Here is a 14,881-nt window from a genome sequence, read left to right on the forward strand (position 1 = left end):
AAACAGGATATGGATAAAATGGATATTTATTTTATGGATGTATCTTACAATTTTGAAAGGAAAGGCATCCGATGCATATGAGCACCGGATGCCTTTTAATGATTATTTAAAATCTGCTACATATTCACCGTATCCTTCTTGTTTCAACTCCTCTTTCGGAATAAAACGTAAAGCGGCTGAGTTCATACAATACCGAAGCCCTGTTGGCTCTGGACCATCCGAGAAGACATGTCCGAGATGGGCATTTCCATGTCGACTTCGGACTTCCATCCGTTTCATGCCGATTGCAAAATCACTTTTCTCAATGATATTACCTGGCTCAAGTGGTTTCGTGAAACTCGGCCATCCTGTCTTCGAATCATATTTATCGTTTGATGAAAACAATGGTTCTCCAGAAATCAGATCGACATAGATACCGTCTGCTTTCAAATCGTGATACGGATTATCAAACGCCGGTTCCGTTCCGTCTTCTTGAGTCACTTTGTACTGGATGGCGGTTAATTTCTTTTTGATTTCTGCATCTGATAATTTTGGATACGTTGGAAGATCGAGCTTTGGCTGATCGTTCCAGTAGCGATTGATGAAGTCGTCGCGTCCAGAAGCTGCCCGGTAAAACTTATACTTTTTCTCACTCTTCAAATAGTAATCCTGATGATATGCTTCCGCTTCATAAAAAGGACCAGCCGCAATCAACGGTGTGACGATTTTATCATCGAAGACTTGTTGTTTCTCTAAATCTTGTTTCGATTGTGCTGCGATTTCTTTTTGTTTCTCATTCGTATAGAAAATCGCCGTCGTATAAGACTCACCACGGTCGACGAATTGACCATCTGCATCCGTCGGATCAATCTGGCGCCAGTAGACATCTAGTAATTGTTTATACGAGATGACGTTCGGATCAAATGTGATCAATACCGCTTCCCGATGACCTGTCGTCTCCGCTGACACTTGGTTATACGTCGGATTTTCAACATCACCGCCTGTATAACCAGAAATGACGGACTTGACTCCTTTTAACTCTTCGAACGGGGGCTCCATACACCAGAAGCATCCGCCAGCTAAAATCGCTGTCTCTTCTGGTTGATAACTCAATTCCTTACTGCCACTTGATTTTGCCTGCTGTTGCTGGAACACGAAGTATCCCCCGACCATGATGACGATGAGACCGATGACTGATAAAATCGTCCACATTCGTTTCTTCATCTCCCTTCGCCTCCTTTATTTAGCTTACGTCGCGTGACGTCTATTGGATGTTCTTTTATTTAACTGTACCCCGCTAATGCCGTCTTGTCGTAGCATGTGCTCAAAAGAAGCACATTCATTTGATCCTATCTAAGATATATCTTTTTAATAAAAAAGCAGCTGACGATGTGTCAGCTGCTTTTGTGCGTGCTCAATGATTAACGCACGCTTTCTTCTTTGATTTTTTGCGGTTTCATGATTTTTGCTTCTTTTTTCTGACGCATGCGTTCCGCGTTCATCAGTCCCCCTAACATCAGGACGACAGCGGACAAATAGAACCATGTCATCAAGACGATGATTCCGGCAAGCTGACCGTAAAGACGATCGTAACTACCGAACTCAGCGTAGTAAGAGAAGAATTCCGAAACGACTTGCCAAGCGATCGTCGCAAAAATGGCTCCAGGGAGTACTTGACGAACCGTTAGTCGGACACTCGGTAAAATCCGATATAATAAGATGAAAAAGACAAGTAAGAACAACGTCCCGAGTCCCCAGCGGAATAAGAACCAGATCCACGAATAGTTCGTCACGAAATCAGCGACGATTGCAAAGTGGTTGATGAAACGCCGTGTTAACTTTTCTGAAATCGGAACAATCAATGAAATCGGTAAGATGATCATCATCCCGATCGTAAAAGCGAAGTCTTGCAACAGTCCGCGCCAGAATGGCGCTTTTCGTGTCACTTCGAGCGCATCGTTCAGCGAGCGGACAAGTGACTGGACCGACATCGAAGCAAGCCAAAAGGCAGCAAGGAAACTGATCGAGGCAAGTTTGAAGCCGCCTTGATCAAAGATTCCAACGACGTTCCGCTGAATCAAATCGTACGTTTCTGCCGGAGCAAACGGTCGAATTAAATCCAGTACGTTATCGGACGTAAATGGTAAGAACGAGACGATCCCAACTACGAATAATAAGAACGGGAATAAGGACAACATCAGATAATAGGCGAGCTGAGCCGATTTATCAAAAAAGGCTTCACCAAAAAAACGGGCAAATACAGGTTTGATTAAAGACATACAAATTTCCTCACTTTCAACTAATTCTCTAGACTATCCCCCATTTCGTACTTCCTTTAAACTTTTGGAAGTCTTTTGAACTTATAACAACCTTATACATCATTCAAGTTTGGCGCTTCGGTTCTGCGCGGGGTACACTAGGAACAGAGATTGTATCGTACTTGTTTTTCAGAAAGGATTTAGATTCGTGTACTCACTCATTCAAACCGAAGCAGAACGCTTCTTTACTTCTTATATAGAGCAATACCCCGAAATGGCCGGACGTCAGCAAGAAGTCATCCGTTCGATTGAAACGACAGGAACGTACGAACAGACGGCTTCCGAGCTCGCGTTCGGTGCCAAGCTCGCTTGGCGGAACAGTAACCGATGTGTCGGACGTCTCTTTTGGGAACAACTCCATGTCTTTGACGCGCGGGATGCGTTGACCGTTGAAGCGGTCCGCGACGCGTTATTTGAGCATATCCGGTTCGCGACGAACGAGGGACGAATTCGCTCAACGATCACGATTTTCCATCCGACACGTGTCCGGCTGCATAATCACCAACTGATCCGCTACGCTGGTTATGAGACCGCAACAGGAATCATCGGCGATCCGGCTTCCATCCAACTGACGCGCCAATGTGAAGCACTTGGCTGGTCCGGAGCACGTACCCCCTTTGATATTCTGCCCCTCTTGATTGAACTCGATGGACAAGTCAGTCTGCATCCGATTCCAGATGAGCTCGTGCTCGAAGTCAGCATCACACATCCTGACTATGATCTGTTCGGTGGTCGCGAAGTCCGCTGGTATGCTGTGCCGATGATTGCCGACATGCAGCTCGAGATCGGTGGCATCGTCTATCCGTGTGCCCCGTTCAACGGATGGTACATGGGAACAGAAATCGGTGCTCGTAACCTCGCTGATACGGATCGTTACGATCTGTTACCGCTCGTCGCGACACATCTCGGTCTGAATACCTCACGTGAACGATCGCTTTGGAAAGACCGAGCGCTCGTCGAACTGAACGTTGCCGTACTCGAATCGTTCGAACGTGCCGGTGTGACGATCGTCGATCACCATACGGCTACCAAACAGTTCGCTCGTTTTGAAAAAAATGAAGCCGCGTGTGGTCGTGATGTCACCGGGGAATGGTCCTGGCTCGTGCCACCGATGAGTGGGGCAACGACGCATATGTTCCATAAGGATTACGACTCGGAAATCAAACGACCGAACTTCTTTCCAAAATCAACACAGACGGCACCTGTAACCCGCTGTCCGTTTCACCAAGGAGTATTGAAATGAATTATGTCGAACAGTTACGTCAAAAAATCGGTCATGACCCAGTCATTCTCGTCGGTTCCGTCGTCCTCGTCGTACAAAATGAACACATTTTGCTCGAACAACGCAACGAAACACAAGCCCGCTTTGGTTTACCCGGAGGATTGATGGAATGGGCGGAATCACCGGAAGAGACCGCGCGTCGGGAACTCGCGGAAGAGACGGGATTAGAAGTGGAACGATTAACGTTACTTGATGTCTACTCTGGTCCGCAATACGTGACGACCTTAGCGAACGGAGACGTGTTTCAAAGCGTCACTCTCGCCTATATCGGTGAACATCCGATCGGAACGTTAAAGCAAAGTGATGAAAGCATCAAGCTCCAGTTCGTACCGCTTGATGACTTACCTGATCATTTGGTAGGCTCTCACGCTCGAATGATTGAAGACTACAAAAACCGCCGCTAAATGAATAGCAGCGGTTTTTGTTTATAGCGACTGACGCATGATGTATTGTTTCAAATCCCGCTGAGTCCACCCTTCAGAACGTAATGCCTCCCAAACCTGCACATCTGTTGATTGATAATGGTAGGTCGTTCCCGGTAAACGACGGACGACTTCTGTCGCATGTCGTGCTTTTTGTTCTGCTGGACCTACGACTGACAAGAGAGATGATCCGGCTACTGCCACTACACTTGCTTCTAATTGGTAATAATCCGTTTGTAATTGCTGCATGACATGAGGATCTTGCTGCCAGATGTATTCCCCTTGTCCATGGTATTGTTTTAAAAACTCCACTTCTTCGATCGTCGGCAGAGCGGCTTCTTGACGTTCATCCGTTAAATGAAAATATCCGATTTCTCCAACAATCTTATAGTGAAGCGATTCATACAAGCGAATTGCCGGATCGTTCCCTTGAATGACTTCAAGCATCAGACCATCCATTCCGATTTCTTTAGCATGGCTCAGTTGTGCTTGATACAAGGCTTTCGCGATCCCAAGACGACGATATTGTGGTGAAATCCCCAGTCCCCCACACCGCATGATGCGTTGACCCTCGATCTCCTTCCAACCGTTCAGCCAGAGACCGACCGGTATTTCTCCATGATAGGCAACGAATGAATGCTCCAATTGGTTCCCGTCTCGTTCGATGATGCGCTCTTGGAATTCTGCTTCCGATAAGTGCAGTGGAATCAAATAATCTTGGAATCCACCCTGCATCGCTTTGTACGCCGTTTTTACGCCAGGTGCGCGTTGAATATGAATCATCGAAAAACCTCCTTTTCCACTGAGCTGTTTCGCTTTCGTTCGCCTCATTTCCTGCATACAAAAACACCCTTGTCGCCAAGGGTGTTAGTCGATTCATTGATGGAGTTTCGAACGCTTGCGTCCATATCCGAAGTACAACAGTAATCCAATGGCTGTCCAGACAAAGAAGGCAATCCACGTGAATGGTTGTAAGTTGAACATGAGCATGATACAAGCAAGGACTGACAAAATCGGTAAGACTGGGACGAACGGAACCTTAAAGGCGCGCTTCAAATCGGGACGCGTCCGGCGTAGGACGATGACCGCGATCGAGATGAGCGAGAAGGCTGCCAGTGTTCCGATGTTGATCAATTCAGCAAGTGTACCAAGCGGCACGAATCCAGCGATTAAACCAGCAGTCGTTCCGAGAATCCAAGTCGCTTTAACTGGTGTGTGTGACTTTTCATTGACGTCTGAGAAGACTTTCGGTAATAATCCGTCACGGCTCATCGCGAACAAGAGACGGACGAGACCAAATGTCATGACGAGGATGACCGTCGTCATACCAACGATGGCTCCTAAGTCAACGAATCCAGCGACCCAGTCTTGGCCAGCCACTTTTAAGGCAAGGGATACTGGGCTATCAACACCTTCAAACTGTTTGAATGGAACGATTCCGACCATAATAGCAGAGACCACGACGTACAAAACGGTAACGATCGCAAGCGATCCTAGAATCCCAATCGGTAAGTTACGTCCCGGGTTTTTGACTTCTTCTGCTGCCGATGTGACGGCATCAAATCCAAGATAAGCGAAGAAGGCAATCGCTGATGCTTGCAGGACACCGCTCATACCGAACGGCGCAAACGGCTTGTAGTTGCCTGGTTCGATATACCAGATCCCGACGACGATGAACAAGACGACGACGGCAACTTTGACGAGTACCATGATGTTGTTGACGCGTTTTGTCTCTTTAATCCCAAGCGAAAGCAAGAGCGTGATGACCATCAGAATCAAGAACGCTGGTAAGTTAAAGAACGTTTCGCTTCCTGGTACAGCACCTGGAGCAGCTGTTAAAGCTGTCGGTAAATGGAGACCAAAGCCTGCTAACAGTGACTGGAAGTACCCTGACCAGCCGGTGGCAACGGCACTCGAAGCAAGTCCGTATTCTAAAATGAGACACCAGCCGATGATCCAAGCCACGACTTCCCCGATCGTTGCATATGTATACGTATATACACTACCTGAGACGGGAATCATCGACGAAAATTCAGCATAACAAAGGGCTGCGAGCGCACAGACGACAGCGGAAATAATGAATGAGATCGGTAAAGCAGGTCCTGCATAAAGAGCGCCCGTTCCTGTCAGAACGAAAATTCCGGTCCCGATGATGGCACCGATTCCGAGTAAAATGAGGTCAAACCCTGATAAGTGACGTGCCAGTTTGGAATGTTGTTTCATGTCCATCATTACACTGACATCTTTCTTGCGAAGCAAACTCATGTTTCATCCTCCGAACTTTTCTCTTTTTTCTGAATATTCAAATCATTGAGGTAATTGACTTTCTTATCATAACAAACGATGTCAGGTTCGATAAGTCTTTTTTTCTGTATTTTTTCACAAAGTGGTCAAACCACTTTTGTGAAAATGCGACAACGCTTTGATGCGTCAACGCAAAAACACCCTTTCCTCAAAATGAGAGGAAAGGATGTACTCGTATTACGGACGATCGTTTGGATGATCGAGGTTAGGACCTTTATGATCATCTGGATCGATCGGGTAATCATCTTGCTGTGCTAAATCGTTTTCTGGCAATGCACCTTTTGGTGTACCATGTGTCGTCTCATCTGTTGAAGAAGAGCGCGCTGAACGTGGTGCACGATCTGGTGTGACATCATCTGCTGCTTGTGAAGCTGCACCTTTTGCTGCATCTTTCAAGCTCGGTGATGAAGAAGTCGATGCTGACTTACTTGGAAGGTTCGATGTGTCAACTTCCGTGTTCTCTGCTTTCTTTTGCAGACGATCGAGGTAACGCGATGCATTATCACGTCCACCGAGACCAAAGGCAAGACCGAACGCAAGCGCAAGTGCTCCCAAGATCAAGATGAAGGCTGAGTTGACGATCGTATCAGCAACACCCAATTGATCAAGTGCCATGAAGACAGCAAGTGCAAGAATCGCATACTTCGCAACGCTTGAGAGGACTTTTAGTTCAGAGTTGCCGAACAAGCTGTCCATCGTACGTTTGACGAGGTTGCTGACGATGATCCCGATTGCGAGAATGATGATCGCTGTCAAGACGCTCGGTAAGAACGCAAGGACGGCACGACCGAGGTCGACCATGAAGTCAAGACCAATCAAGTTGAATGCTTCGACGACGAAGAGAACGACGATGACGATCTCAACGAGTGCACCTACGATTGAAGCTAGTGATGTAGAAGCTTGGTTCGCATCCCATGAACCGATCTTCAAGTGACGTGTCAGGTTGTTGAATCCAAGACGTGATAAGAGATCCGTAACGAATTTCTTGATGAAACGTCCGACGTAAAGACCGACAAGAATTAGAACGACACCAACGATGATGTTCGGAATCATACCAAGGACATCGTTCAACATGTTGATCGCTGGTCCTGTGATTCCTTTAATGTTCAATTGATCAAGTGCTGAAATCGTGATTGGAATCAGAATCAAGATGAAGACGACTGTTCCGAGAATCGACGAAAGTGATTTCGCATCTTTTTGATCCGTTGATCCAAGGTTGAAGCGAGCTGCAAATTTATCCGTTCCAACAGCATGAAGGAAATTCGTCACGATATCGCGGACGATTTTCGCTACGAGGAAGCCGACGAAGAAGATGGCTGCCGCAGCAATCAAGCGTGGAATGAATCCAAGGAATGACGATAACAATTGGCTGAACGGTTGTGAGACACTCTCAATGTTCAACGCACCAAGTACACCTGGTAGGAACAGAAGCAAGACGAGGTAGAAGACGATCTCCCCTGCGATTTTTGGATAACCTGAAAGATCTGTCTGACCTTGAAGCATCTTGTTCGAACGTACTTTGTCGTTCGCCATCAGCTTCGTACCTGCTTTGACGATGATCATGCGGAGAACGACCGCGATGACATATGCCAAGAGGAGGATGAGGGCTGCTTTCAGGATATTCGGTATTGCCGCGAGCAATGTACTCATCGTATCCGCAAGTGGTCCCGCAATGATGTTCAGATTAAGGATATTGAAGACCAAGATTAGGACGAAGACCATGAGAATCCAAAAGACGACAGTCCCGATAATTTTTTCAGGTGTCCACTTTTTCTTCTTTGGTGGCGCCCCTTCTTTTTGAGGCGATAACTTGTTGACGACCCCAGATTTCTCTAACGCTTTTTGAATCCCGTTCGCAATCAGCTTAGCAATGAGCCATCCAATTAAAAAGACGATGATCGCTCCAAGCAAGTTGCCGAGTGATCCGAGAATGCCGTTCAAGTTCAACGACGTTCCGTTCCAAATGTTATTCATCCTGCCACACTCCTTCACATAAATAAAATTATATATTTCTGACACTTCTTTAATTTCCCCAGCTAAAGGATTTATTAAACCCGTGTTCGTACCAGAATGTGGCGTTTTTTGTTTTCAATACAAAAAATGGGATGTTTGCTATATGTGAGGATACACTGCTACAACAATCATTTCGGAAAAAAGCAGTATCGTCTAAATGACGACACTGCCTTATATCAAACGACTTCTTTTTCAGAGAACTGACTATTGTACAGATCTGCATAAAACCCGTCTGCCTCGAGTAATTCTTCATGTGTGCCCTGTTCGATGACACTTCCTTGATTCATGACGAGAATCAGATCGGCATCCTTGATCGTCGACAGACGATGGGCAATGACGAAGCTCGTCCGCCCTTCCATCAAGCGACGCATCGCTTGCTGGATGAAGACCTCTGTCCGTGTATCCACACTAGAGGTCGCTTCATCGAGAATCATGATCGGAGGATCGGCAAGAACGGCCCGAGCGATCGTCAACAACTGTTTCTGACCTTGCGAGATGTTCGAGGCTTCCTCGTTCAAGACCGTATCATACCCGTCCGGCAACGTCCGGATGAAGTGATCAGCGTGCGCTGTTTTGGCTGCGGCGATGATTTCTTCCTCTGTCGCTCCACTTTTACCGTAAGCAAGATTATCCCGGATCGTACCGTTGAAGAGCCACGTATCTTGTAAGACCATACCGAATGTCGTCCGTAAGTCTTCGCGTGACATCTCGCGGGTATCGATACCGTCAATCCGGATTGTCCCCCCGTTCAACTCATAAAAGCGCATTAATAGATTGATCATCGTCGTCTTACCAGCACCGGTTGGTCCAACGATCGCGACCGTTTGTCCCGGTGCGACATCAATGTTCATGTCCTCGATCAAGAGATCAGTTCCGTAACCAAAATCAACGTGTTCGAACGCGACCGCTCCTTCAGCCTGCGCGAGACGGTGCGTCGTCACTTCTTTGATCTCTTCTTCCTCATCTAGTAATTCGAAGACACGTTCTGCTGCTGCGACCGTCGATTGGACGATGTTCGCGATGTTCGCCGTTTGTGTGATCGGTTGCGTGAACTGGCGCGTATAGGTGATGAACGCTTGAATATCCCCGATCGAGATCGCCCGTTGCGTAACGAGAATCCCGCCGACGATACTGATCAGGACGTAACTGATATTTCCGATGAACATCATCATCGGCATGATGATCCCGGAGATGAACTGTGCTTTACGTCCTGCTTCATACAACTCTTCGTTGACGGCATCGAACTGTTCGACTGCTTTACGTTCATGCCCGAACGCCTTGACGACCGAGTGTCCGGTATACATCTCTTCGACGTGACCGTTCAATTGGCCAAGTGTCCGTTGTTGGTCAGCAAAGTATTTTTGGGATCGTTTCAAAATCGGACGGATCGCAAAAATCGAAACCGGTAATGAGACGAGCGAAATCAGCGTTAACAGCGGACTAATCGTCAACATCATGATCAGAATCCCGACGATTGTCACGATTGAGGTGATGAACGATGTCACACTTTGTTGTAACGTACTCCCAATCGTATCGATATCGTTCGTCACACGGCTGAGTGTCTCCCCGTTCGGACGACCATCGTAATATTTCAATGGCAGGCGTTCGAGTTTATGATTGACGTCTTCGCGTAAATCGTAGACTGTTTTTTGAGCGATACCTGACATCAAATACTGTTGCAAGTAATTGAACAGACTACTGATGATATACAGTCCAGCAAGCCAGAGCAGGATCTGTCCGATTTTCGTGAAATCGATCGCTGCTCCCGGCACACCTTGGAACTTCGCATACGCCCCTTCAAACAATTCCGTGATTGCCGTCCCCATGATTTTCGGACCGGCAATCATGAAGACCGTACTGAGGATGGCTGCAAGGAAAACTCCAACGAGCGCCGTCCGACGCGGACGCAGATACCGAAGCAGACGACGGAACGTTGCTTTGAAATCCTTTGGTTTTTCACCAAGCATCATCATATTTCCGCCACCGGGACCACCAGGCGGAGGACCGCCGGCAGGTCGTTTCTTCTCACTCATGCGATTTCCTCCTCTGATAGTTGTGACTTAACGATTTCCTGGTAAACGGCATTGTCAGCAAACAATTCATCGTGCGTTCCGATTCCAGCGACTTTCCCTTCATCCAGGACGATGATTTGATCGGCATCGATGACGGTACTGACACGTTGAGCAACGATCAAGACCGTCGCTTCGCGTGTTTCTTCCCGTAACGCTTTCCGAAGAGCCGCATCGGTCTTGAAGTCGAGCGCTGAAAAACTGTCATCAAAGACATATAGATCTGGTCGACGAACGAGGGCCCGAGCAATCGACAACCGTTGTTTTTGCCCACCAGAGACGTTCGATCCGCCTTGTTCGATCCGCGCATCGTAACCATCCGGCATCCGTTCGATGAAGTCCGTCGCTTGCGCGATGTGCGCTGCATGCGCGACCTCTTCATCTGTCGCGTCCTCTTTCCCGAAACGAATGTTTTCGGCAATCGTACCCGTGAACAGTAACGCCTTTTGGGGAACAAAGCCGATTTTCGACCGCAGTTCTTCTTGCGGTACATCCTGGCTATCGACACCGTTAACCCGGATACTCCCTTCCGTTACGTCATAAAAACGGGGAATCAAATTGACGAGCGTTGATTTACCAGAACCGGTCCCACCGATCACAGCCGTCACTTCACCTGGTCGTGCCGCAAAACTAATATCGGATAAAACGGGTGTCTCAGCTCCTGGGTAACGGAACGTGACACGATCAAAGACGAGCGTTCCTTTTTCACGGTCAGCGGTTTGTGTTCCCTCATCTGTCATTGTTGGTGTCATCTCGAGGACTTCATTGATCCGTTTCGCCGAGACGGCTGCCCGCGGAATCATGACGAACATGACTGAAGCCATGACGAGAGCGAACATGATTTGCATGACGTACTGGATGAACGCCATTAAGTCACCAATCTGCATACCACCATTATCGATCCGGATGCCCCCGAACCAAATGACACCGACAACGGTCAAGTTCATGACGAGCATCATCACCGGCATCAAGAACGCCATGATTTTATTGACCTTGATCGAGACTTCTGTCAAATCCGCGTTCGCTTTTGTCAATCGCACTTGTTCATCACGTTCCCGGTTAAAGGCACGGATGACACGGATCCCCGTCAAGTTCTCCCGCAGGACGAGGTTCAGACGGTCGAGTCGTTTTTGGACTTTCCCAAACAACGGAACCCCTTTCCACAGGATCAACAGGATTGAAATCACAAGGACCGGCATCGCCGCGACGATGACAAGTGATAGTTTGGCATCTTTTGAGACAGCCATGATCAATCCACCGATGAACATGATCGGCGCACTGACGACCATCCGTAACATCATGATGACGACTTGTTGGACTTGTGTGATATCGTTCGTCGTCCGCGTAATCAATGACGCCGTTCCGACTTGGTCGAACTCTTGCAGGGAGAACCGTTCGACATGGTTGAAGACTTGGCGACGAATATCCCGTCCGAGTCCCATCGACGCCTTCGATGAATAATAACTAGCGGCAACGGCAGCTAACGCCCCGACACCGGTTACCCCCAGCATGACGGCACCAATTTTCCAAATATACGCGGTATCGCCGGTAACGACGCCTTTATCGATGATGTCCGCCATCAGTGTCGGTAAATACAAATCGGACATCGACTGCGCAAAAACCAAGACGAGCACAGCAAGGACCGCCCATTTATAGACCGTCAACCGTTTGAGTAACTTAATCATCCGAACATCCTCCTTTCAGATCTGGACGTAAAATCTGACCGATTCCCTCAGCAATCACTGCGTGTGTTTCAAGCATTTGTTCGAATACGTCCGAGTCAATCGTCGCAAGCACTTGCTCCAGTTGACGTTGCATCCCCTTCTCTTGTTCCTTGATGTCGGTGACGAATTGCTGACCTTGATCACTAAGCTTTAAGACGACTTCCCGTCGATTGTCGGGATTCGTCTCCCGAATGACCCAGCCCGATTGGACGAGACCTTCAATCGACTGACTGAGGGTACTTTTCGGTAAGTGCGTATGTGCAGCGAGCTCTTTTTGCGAGATCGGTCCACGCGGTGCAATCGTCATCAAGCTATGAAATTGCGGTAAACTGAGTCCGTTTTCCTGTGCCGTCTGGTGTGCTGCCCGGACGAGATGACGCTGGACGTTCCAAAACGACTGCATCATCGCAGTCGAACGGGTCGTTTCCGTTTGATCCATCTTGTTTCGCCTCCTTGTTCCATTTCAAATCGTTCCAAAAGGAACAATTACTTATATAAATTAAATTACGCTGATTATTTTCGATTGTCAACGAAAAGGCAATGTGAAAAATCACATAGTTTTGCTATGCTCAAGGAAGACAAGGAGTGAGCATAGATGAGACATGAAATGGGCTTATTCGAAGAACCGTTTCGTTCAATCGAACAAGGACGAAAGACCGTCGAGATTCGACTAAATGATCCAAAACGACAACAGGTACACGTCGGTGATCAGATTTGGTTCACGCATACGGAAACGAGCGAGACACTACTTGTTCGTGTAACAAAACGACAAGTCTTTCCTGATTTCCGAGCGCTTTATGAACACATCCCAAACGAAGCTATCGACTGTGTCGGTTGGTCGCTCGATGAACTCGTAACGTCGACTTACTCGATCTATTCAAAAGAAGCCGAGCAACAGTACGGGGCACTGGCTCTGACGATCACATTAGAACCATAAAAAAACGTCTTTTCTATGCTTACAGTAGAAAAGACGTTTTTTCGATTCATTCCGGTTCGACGTGAACATGGATATCGTAGACACCATATTCTTCTGTCAGCGTATCCTCGACACGTGTCGCAATATCGTGCGCCTGATGGATATTCAATGTGGAGTTGACGAGGATAACAACATCGACGACTTCATTGTTGCCGTAGTTACGTCCTTTGATTGACTTGATCCCTTTGACACCTTCGAGATCGAAGATGACATCTTCATACATCTTCAGCTTCTTCTCATCGAAACCATCCGTCAGTTCGTGTGACGCTTCCGTGAAGATGTCCCATGCTGTCTTACAGATCAAGAAGCCAACGATGATCGCGGTCACGACATCGAGCCATGGCATACCGAACTGTGAACCAACGATCCCGATTGTCGTCCCGACACTGACCCACGCATCGGATAAATTATCTTTCGCTGCTGCCATGACGGCTTTACTATCAATCTCCTCGGATAATTTCTTATTGTAGCGGTAAACGAAGTACATCACGAGGGCTGAACCGATTCCGACGTATGCTGCGAGGATATCCGGTGACTCCTGTTTGCCTTCGAACAACGTCGAGATTGTATCGATCAAGACTTGAAGACCGACTGCCATCATGATGAAGGAAGCTACGAGCGAGGCAATCGTCTCACTTTTCCAGTGTCCGTATTTGTGATCGTCATCTGCCGGACGTCGTGAAATCCGTAAGCCGATCAAGACCGCGATCGAAGCAATGATGTCAGTCGCGTTGTTCAAACCGTCCGCCCGGAGTGCGGCGGAATCTGCTGTATACCCAATGATTAATTTTAAAGATGATAACAAGATATAAGCTGCAATACTGATCATCGCACCGCGTTCGCCGCGTTTTAGATTATCGTATTTTTGTTGTTCCATTCTCGTCGCCCCCACTTTCTCTGCGATTAGCAAACCTCATCGTACCAGTCGGAAATCGAGTGGGTCTAGAGAAATCATTTTGTTTCAAACTAGGTAATTAACAAATATGCAACAATGTTTTCCTACACCAAAACTGGTTCAATAGAGTCATGTGGCGTTTTTGGAGAAAATCAGCAACATTACCTTAAAGAGCAACCAACTTTTTTGACTTGTCAGACTCTTTAACGAACATAATTCGTGCAAGTTCTGAAGGGAATCGGTAGACTAAAGGTACAACACCAAGAGGAGGAGTTCTCACAATGGCAGAATTCATTAAGAGTGAAGAAACATTCAAGGAATTGATTTCAAGTGATGCACCGGTCATCATCAAGTTCGAAGCAGACTGGTGCCCGGACTGCAAACGGATGGATTACTTCATGCCGGACGTCGAGTCACAATTCGACCACTTACCAATCCACACAATCGACAAGGATGAGTTCCCTGAAATCGCATCGAACCACGATGTCATGGGGATCCCAAGCTTGCTCGTCTTCAAAAACAATGAAAAATTGGCGCACTTGCACAGTGCGAATGCCAAAACACCAGAAGAAGTTACAGCGTTCCTAAAGCAAAACTTCAACTAAGCAAAAATAACCTGACGCCTCAGCGTCAGGTTATTTTTTATGTATCGATCTGATTTGGAGTGCTACTTCAATCCGTCTCAACTTTTCTTAAAAAAGATACGGGTGAATAGATTCGTAATCGTTCCAGCTATAGCTGCTTCGATCAGGGCTACGACTACAATCGCTAAAATATCCTGCATACCTAGTGATCCTAAGAAATTAATAAGGTTCAGAATAAAAAATAGAATGAAGAAAATTAGATAATCTCGTTTTCGCATCGTAGTCTTCCTACTCAATACATATTTGTCGTCTTTT

General features: G+C 47.2%; 14 protein-coding genes. 4 read left to right on the forward strand and 10 right to left on the reverse strand.

From position 1 onward, the window contains the following. Positions 1-102 precede the first annotated feature (102 nt). Complete coding sequence (msrB, locus tag KNQ12_RS11460) at positions 103-1,203, reverse strand: peptide-methionine (R)-S-oxide reductase MsrB (RefSeq protein ID WP_214748477.1); 1,101 nt, start codon at positions 1,201-1,203, stop codon at positions 103-105. A gap of 197 nt (positions 1,204-1,400) precedes the next feature. Next, entirely contained in the window at positions 1,401-2,258 is an 858-nt protein-coding gene (locus KNQ12_RS11465) for a YihY/virulence factor BrkB family protein (RefSeq protein ID WP_023466934.1), read from the reverse strand. Positions 2,259-2,445: 187 nt separating this feature from the next. Between KNQ12_RS11465 and KNQ12_RS11470 the strand changes: the two genes are divergently transcribed. Together KNQ12_RS11470 and KNQ12_RS11475 are read left to right on the forward strand one after the other, a co-directional pair. Beyond that, positions 2,446-3,540 (forward strand): nitric oxide synthase oxygenase, encoded by a 1,095-nt coding sequence (locus tag KNQ12_RS11470; RefSeq protein ID WP_214748474.1) that lies wholly within the window; start codon positions 2,446-2,448, stop codon positions 3,538-3,540. Next, positions 3,537-3,983, forward strand: a complete 447-nt coding sequence (locus KNQ12_RS11475; protein ID WP_214748471.1) for an NUDIX hydrolase — start codon at positions 3,537-3,539, stop codon at positions 3,981-3,983. The genes KNQ12_RS11470 and KNQ12_RS11475 overlap by 4 nt, the downstream gene beginning before the upstream one ends. A 21-nt stretch (positions 3,984-4,004) precedes the next feature. Here KNQ12_RS11475 and KNQ12_RS11480 read toward each other — a convergent pair whose 3' ends face one another. From KNQ12_RS11480 to KNQ12_RS11505, 6 genes are all read right to left on the reverse strand, one after another. After that, entirely contained in the window at positions 4,005-4,784 is a 780-nt protein-coding gene (locus KNQ12_RS11480) for a GNAT family N-acetyltransferase (RefSeq protein WP_214748468.1), read from the reverse strand. Between the two features lie 93 nt (positions 4,785-4,877). Further along, positions 4,878-6,266 (reverse strand): branched-chain amino acid transporter BcaP, encoded by a 1,389-nt coding sequence (bcaP, locus tag KNQ12_RS11485; RefSeq protein WP_214748465.1) that lies wholly within the window; start codon positions 6,264-6,266, stop codon positions 4,878-4,880. A gap of 216 nt (positions 6,267-6,482) precedes the next feature. Beyond that, the gene (locus tag KNQ12_RS11490) at positions 6,483-8,279 is read right to left on the reverse strand and encodes a mechanosensitive ion channel (protein WP_214748462.1); all 1,797 of its coding nucleotides are present in this window, start codon (positions 8,277-8,279) and stop codon (positions 6,483-6,485) included. A gap of 215 nt (positions 8,280-8,494) precedes the next feature. After that, complete coding sequence (locus KNQ12_RS11495; RefSeq protein WP_285222535.1) at positions 8,495-10,351, reverse strand: ABC transporter ATP-binding protein; 1,857 nt, start codon at positions 10,349-10,351, stop codon at positions 8,495-8,497. After that, positions 10,348-12,072 carry an ABC transporter ATP-binding protein gene (locus KNQ12_RS11500; protein WP_214748459.1) on the reverse strand — a complete coding sequence of 575 codons (1,725 nt, stop codon included), beginning with the start codon at positions 12,070-12,072 and terminating at the stop codon, positions 10,348-10,350. The genes KNQ12_RS11495 and KNQ12_RS11500 overlap by 4 nt, the downstream gene beginning before the upstream one ends. After that, positions 12,065-12,550 (reverse strand): MarR family winged helix-turn-helix transcriptional regulator, encoded by a 486-nt coding sequence (locus KNQ12_RS11505; RefSeq protein ID WP_023466926.1) that lies wholly within the window; start codon positions 12,548-12,550, stop codon positions 12,065-12,067. Before KNQ12_RS11505 ends, KNQ12_RS11500 begins: the two co-directional genes overlap by 8 nt. 156 nt (positions 12,551-12,706) lie before the next feature. Here KNQ12_RS11505 and KNQ12_RS11510 point away from each other — a divergent pair, with 156 nt between their 5' ends. After that, entirely contained in the window at positions 12,707-13,048 is a 342-nt protein-coding gene (locus KNQ12_RS11510) for an ASCH domain-containing protein (RefSeq protein WP_214748456.1), read from the forward strand. 46 nt (positions 13,049-13,094) lie between these two features. Here the strand turns inward: KNQ12_RS11510 and KNQ12_RS11515 are convergent, their stop codons facing one another. Further along, complete coding sequence (locus KNQ12_RS11515; RefSeq protein ID WP_214748453.1) at positions 13,095-13,964, reverse strand: cation diffusion facilitator family transporter; 870 nt, start codon at positions 13,962-13,964, stop codon at positions 13,095-13,097. A 299-nt stretch (positions 13,965-14,263) separates the two neighbouring features. Here KNQ12_RS11515 and KNQ12_RS11520 point away from each other — a divergent pair, with 299 nt between their 5' ends. After that, positions 14,264-14,587, forward strand: coding sequence for a thioredoxin family protein (locus tag KNQ12_RS11520; RefSeq protein ID WP_023466923.1), 324 nt, complete (start codon positions 14,264-14,266; stop codon positions 14,585-14,587). A 77-nt stretch (positions 14,588-14,664) separates the two neighbouring features. Here the strand turns inward: KNQ12_RS11520 and KNQ12_RS11525 are convergent, their stop codons facing one another. Further along, positions 14,665-14,844, reverse strand: a complete 180-nt coding sequence (locus KNQ12_RS11525; protein ID WP_023466922.1) for a hypothetical protein — start codon at positions 14,842-14,844, stop codon at positions 14,665-14,667. Positions 14,845-14,881: the final 37 nt, after the last annotated feature.

The sequence above is a fragment of the Exiguobacterium sp. s11 genome, from assembly GCF_018619015.1.
GTDB lineage: Bacteria > Bacillota > Bacilli > Exiguobacteriales > Exiguobacteriaceae > Exiguobacterium_A > Exiguobacterium_A indicum.

Bases quoted from the DNA above. Each gene is read 5' to 3' on its own strand.
- KNQ12_RS11505 (WP_023466926.1), bottom strand. From the start codon at position 12,550: ATGGATCAAACGGAAACGACCCGTTCGACTGCGATGATGCAGTCGTTT.
- KNQ12_RS11480 (WP_214748468.1), bottom strand. From the start codon at position 4,784: ATGATTCATATTCAACGCGCACCTGGCGTAAAAACGGCGTACAAAGCG.
- msrB (WP_214748477.1), bottom strand. From the start codon at position 1,203: ATGAAGAAACGAATGTGGACGATTTTATCAGTCATCGGTCTCATCGTC.
- KNQ12_RS11515 (WP_214748453.1), bottom strand. From the start codon at position 13,964: ATGGAACAACAAAAATACGATAATCTAAAACGCGGCGAACGCGGTGCG.
- KNQ12_RS11510 (WP_214748456.1), top strand. From the start codon at position 12,707: ATGAGACATGAAATGGGCTTATTCGAAGAACCGTTTCGTTCAATCGAA.
- KNQ12_RS11525 (WP_023466922.1), bottom strand. From the start codon at position 14,844: ATGCGAAAACGAGATTATCTAATTTTCTTCATTCTATTTTTTATTCTG.
- KNQ12_RS11495 (WP_285222535.1), bottom strand. From the start codon at position 10,351: ATGAGTGAGAAGAAACGACCTGCCGGCGGTCCTCCGCCTGGTGGTCCC.
- KNQ12_RS11520 (WP_023466923.1), top strand. From the start codon at position 14,264: ATGGCAGAATTCATTAAGAGTGAAGAAACATTCAAGGAATTGATTTCA.
- KNQ12_RS11475 (WP_214748471.1), top strand. From the start codon at position 3,537: ATGAATTATGTCGAACAGTTACGTCAAAAAATCGGTCATGACCCAGTC.
- KNQ12_RS11465 (WP_023466934.1), bottom strand. From the start codon at position 2,258: ATGTCTTTAATCAAACCTGTATTTGCCCGTTTTTTTGGTGAAGCCTTT.
- KNQ12_RS11500 (WP_214748459.1), bottom strand. From the start codon at position 12,072: ATGATTAAGTTACTCAAACGGTTGACGGTCTATAAATGGGCGGTCCTT.
- KNQ12_RS11490 (WP_214748462.1), bottom strand. From the start codon at position 8,279: ATGAATAACATTTGGAACGGAACGTCGTTGAACTTGAACGGCATTCTC.
- bcaP (WP_214748465.1), bottom strand. From the start codon at position 6,266: ATGAGTTTGCTTCGCAAGAAAGATGTCAGTGTAATGATGGACATGAAA.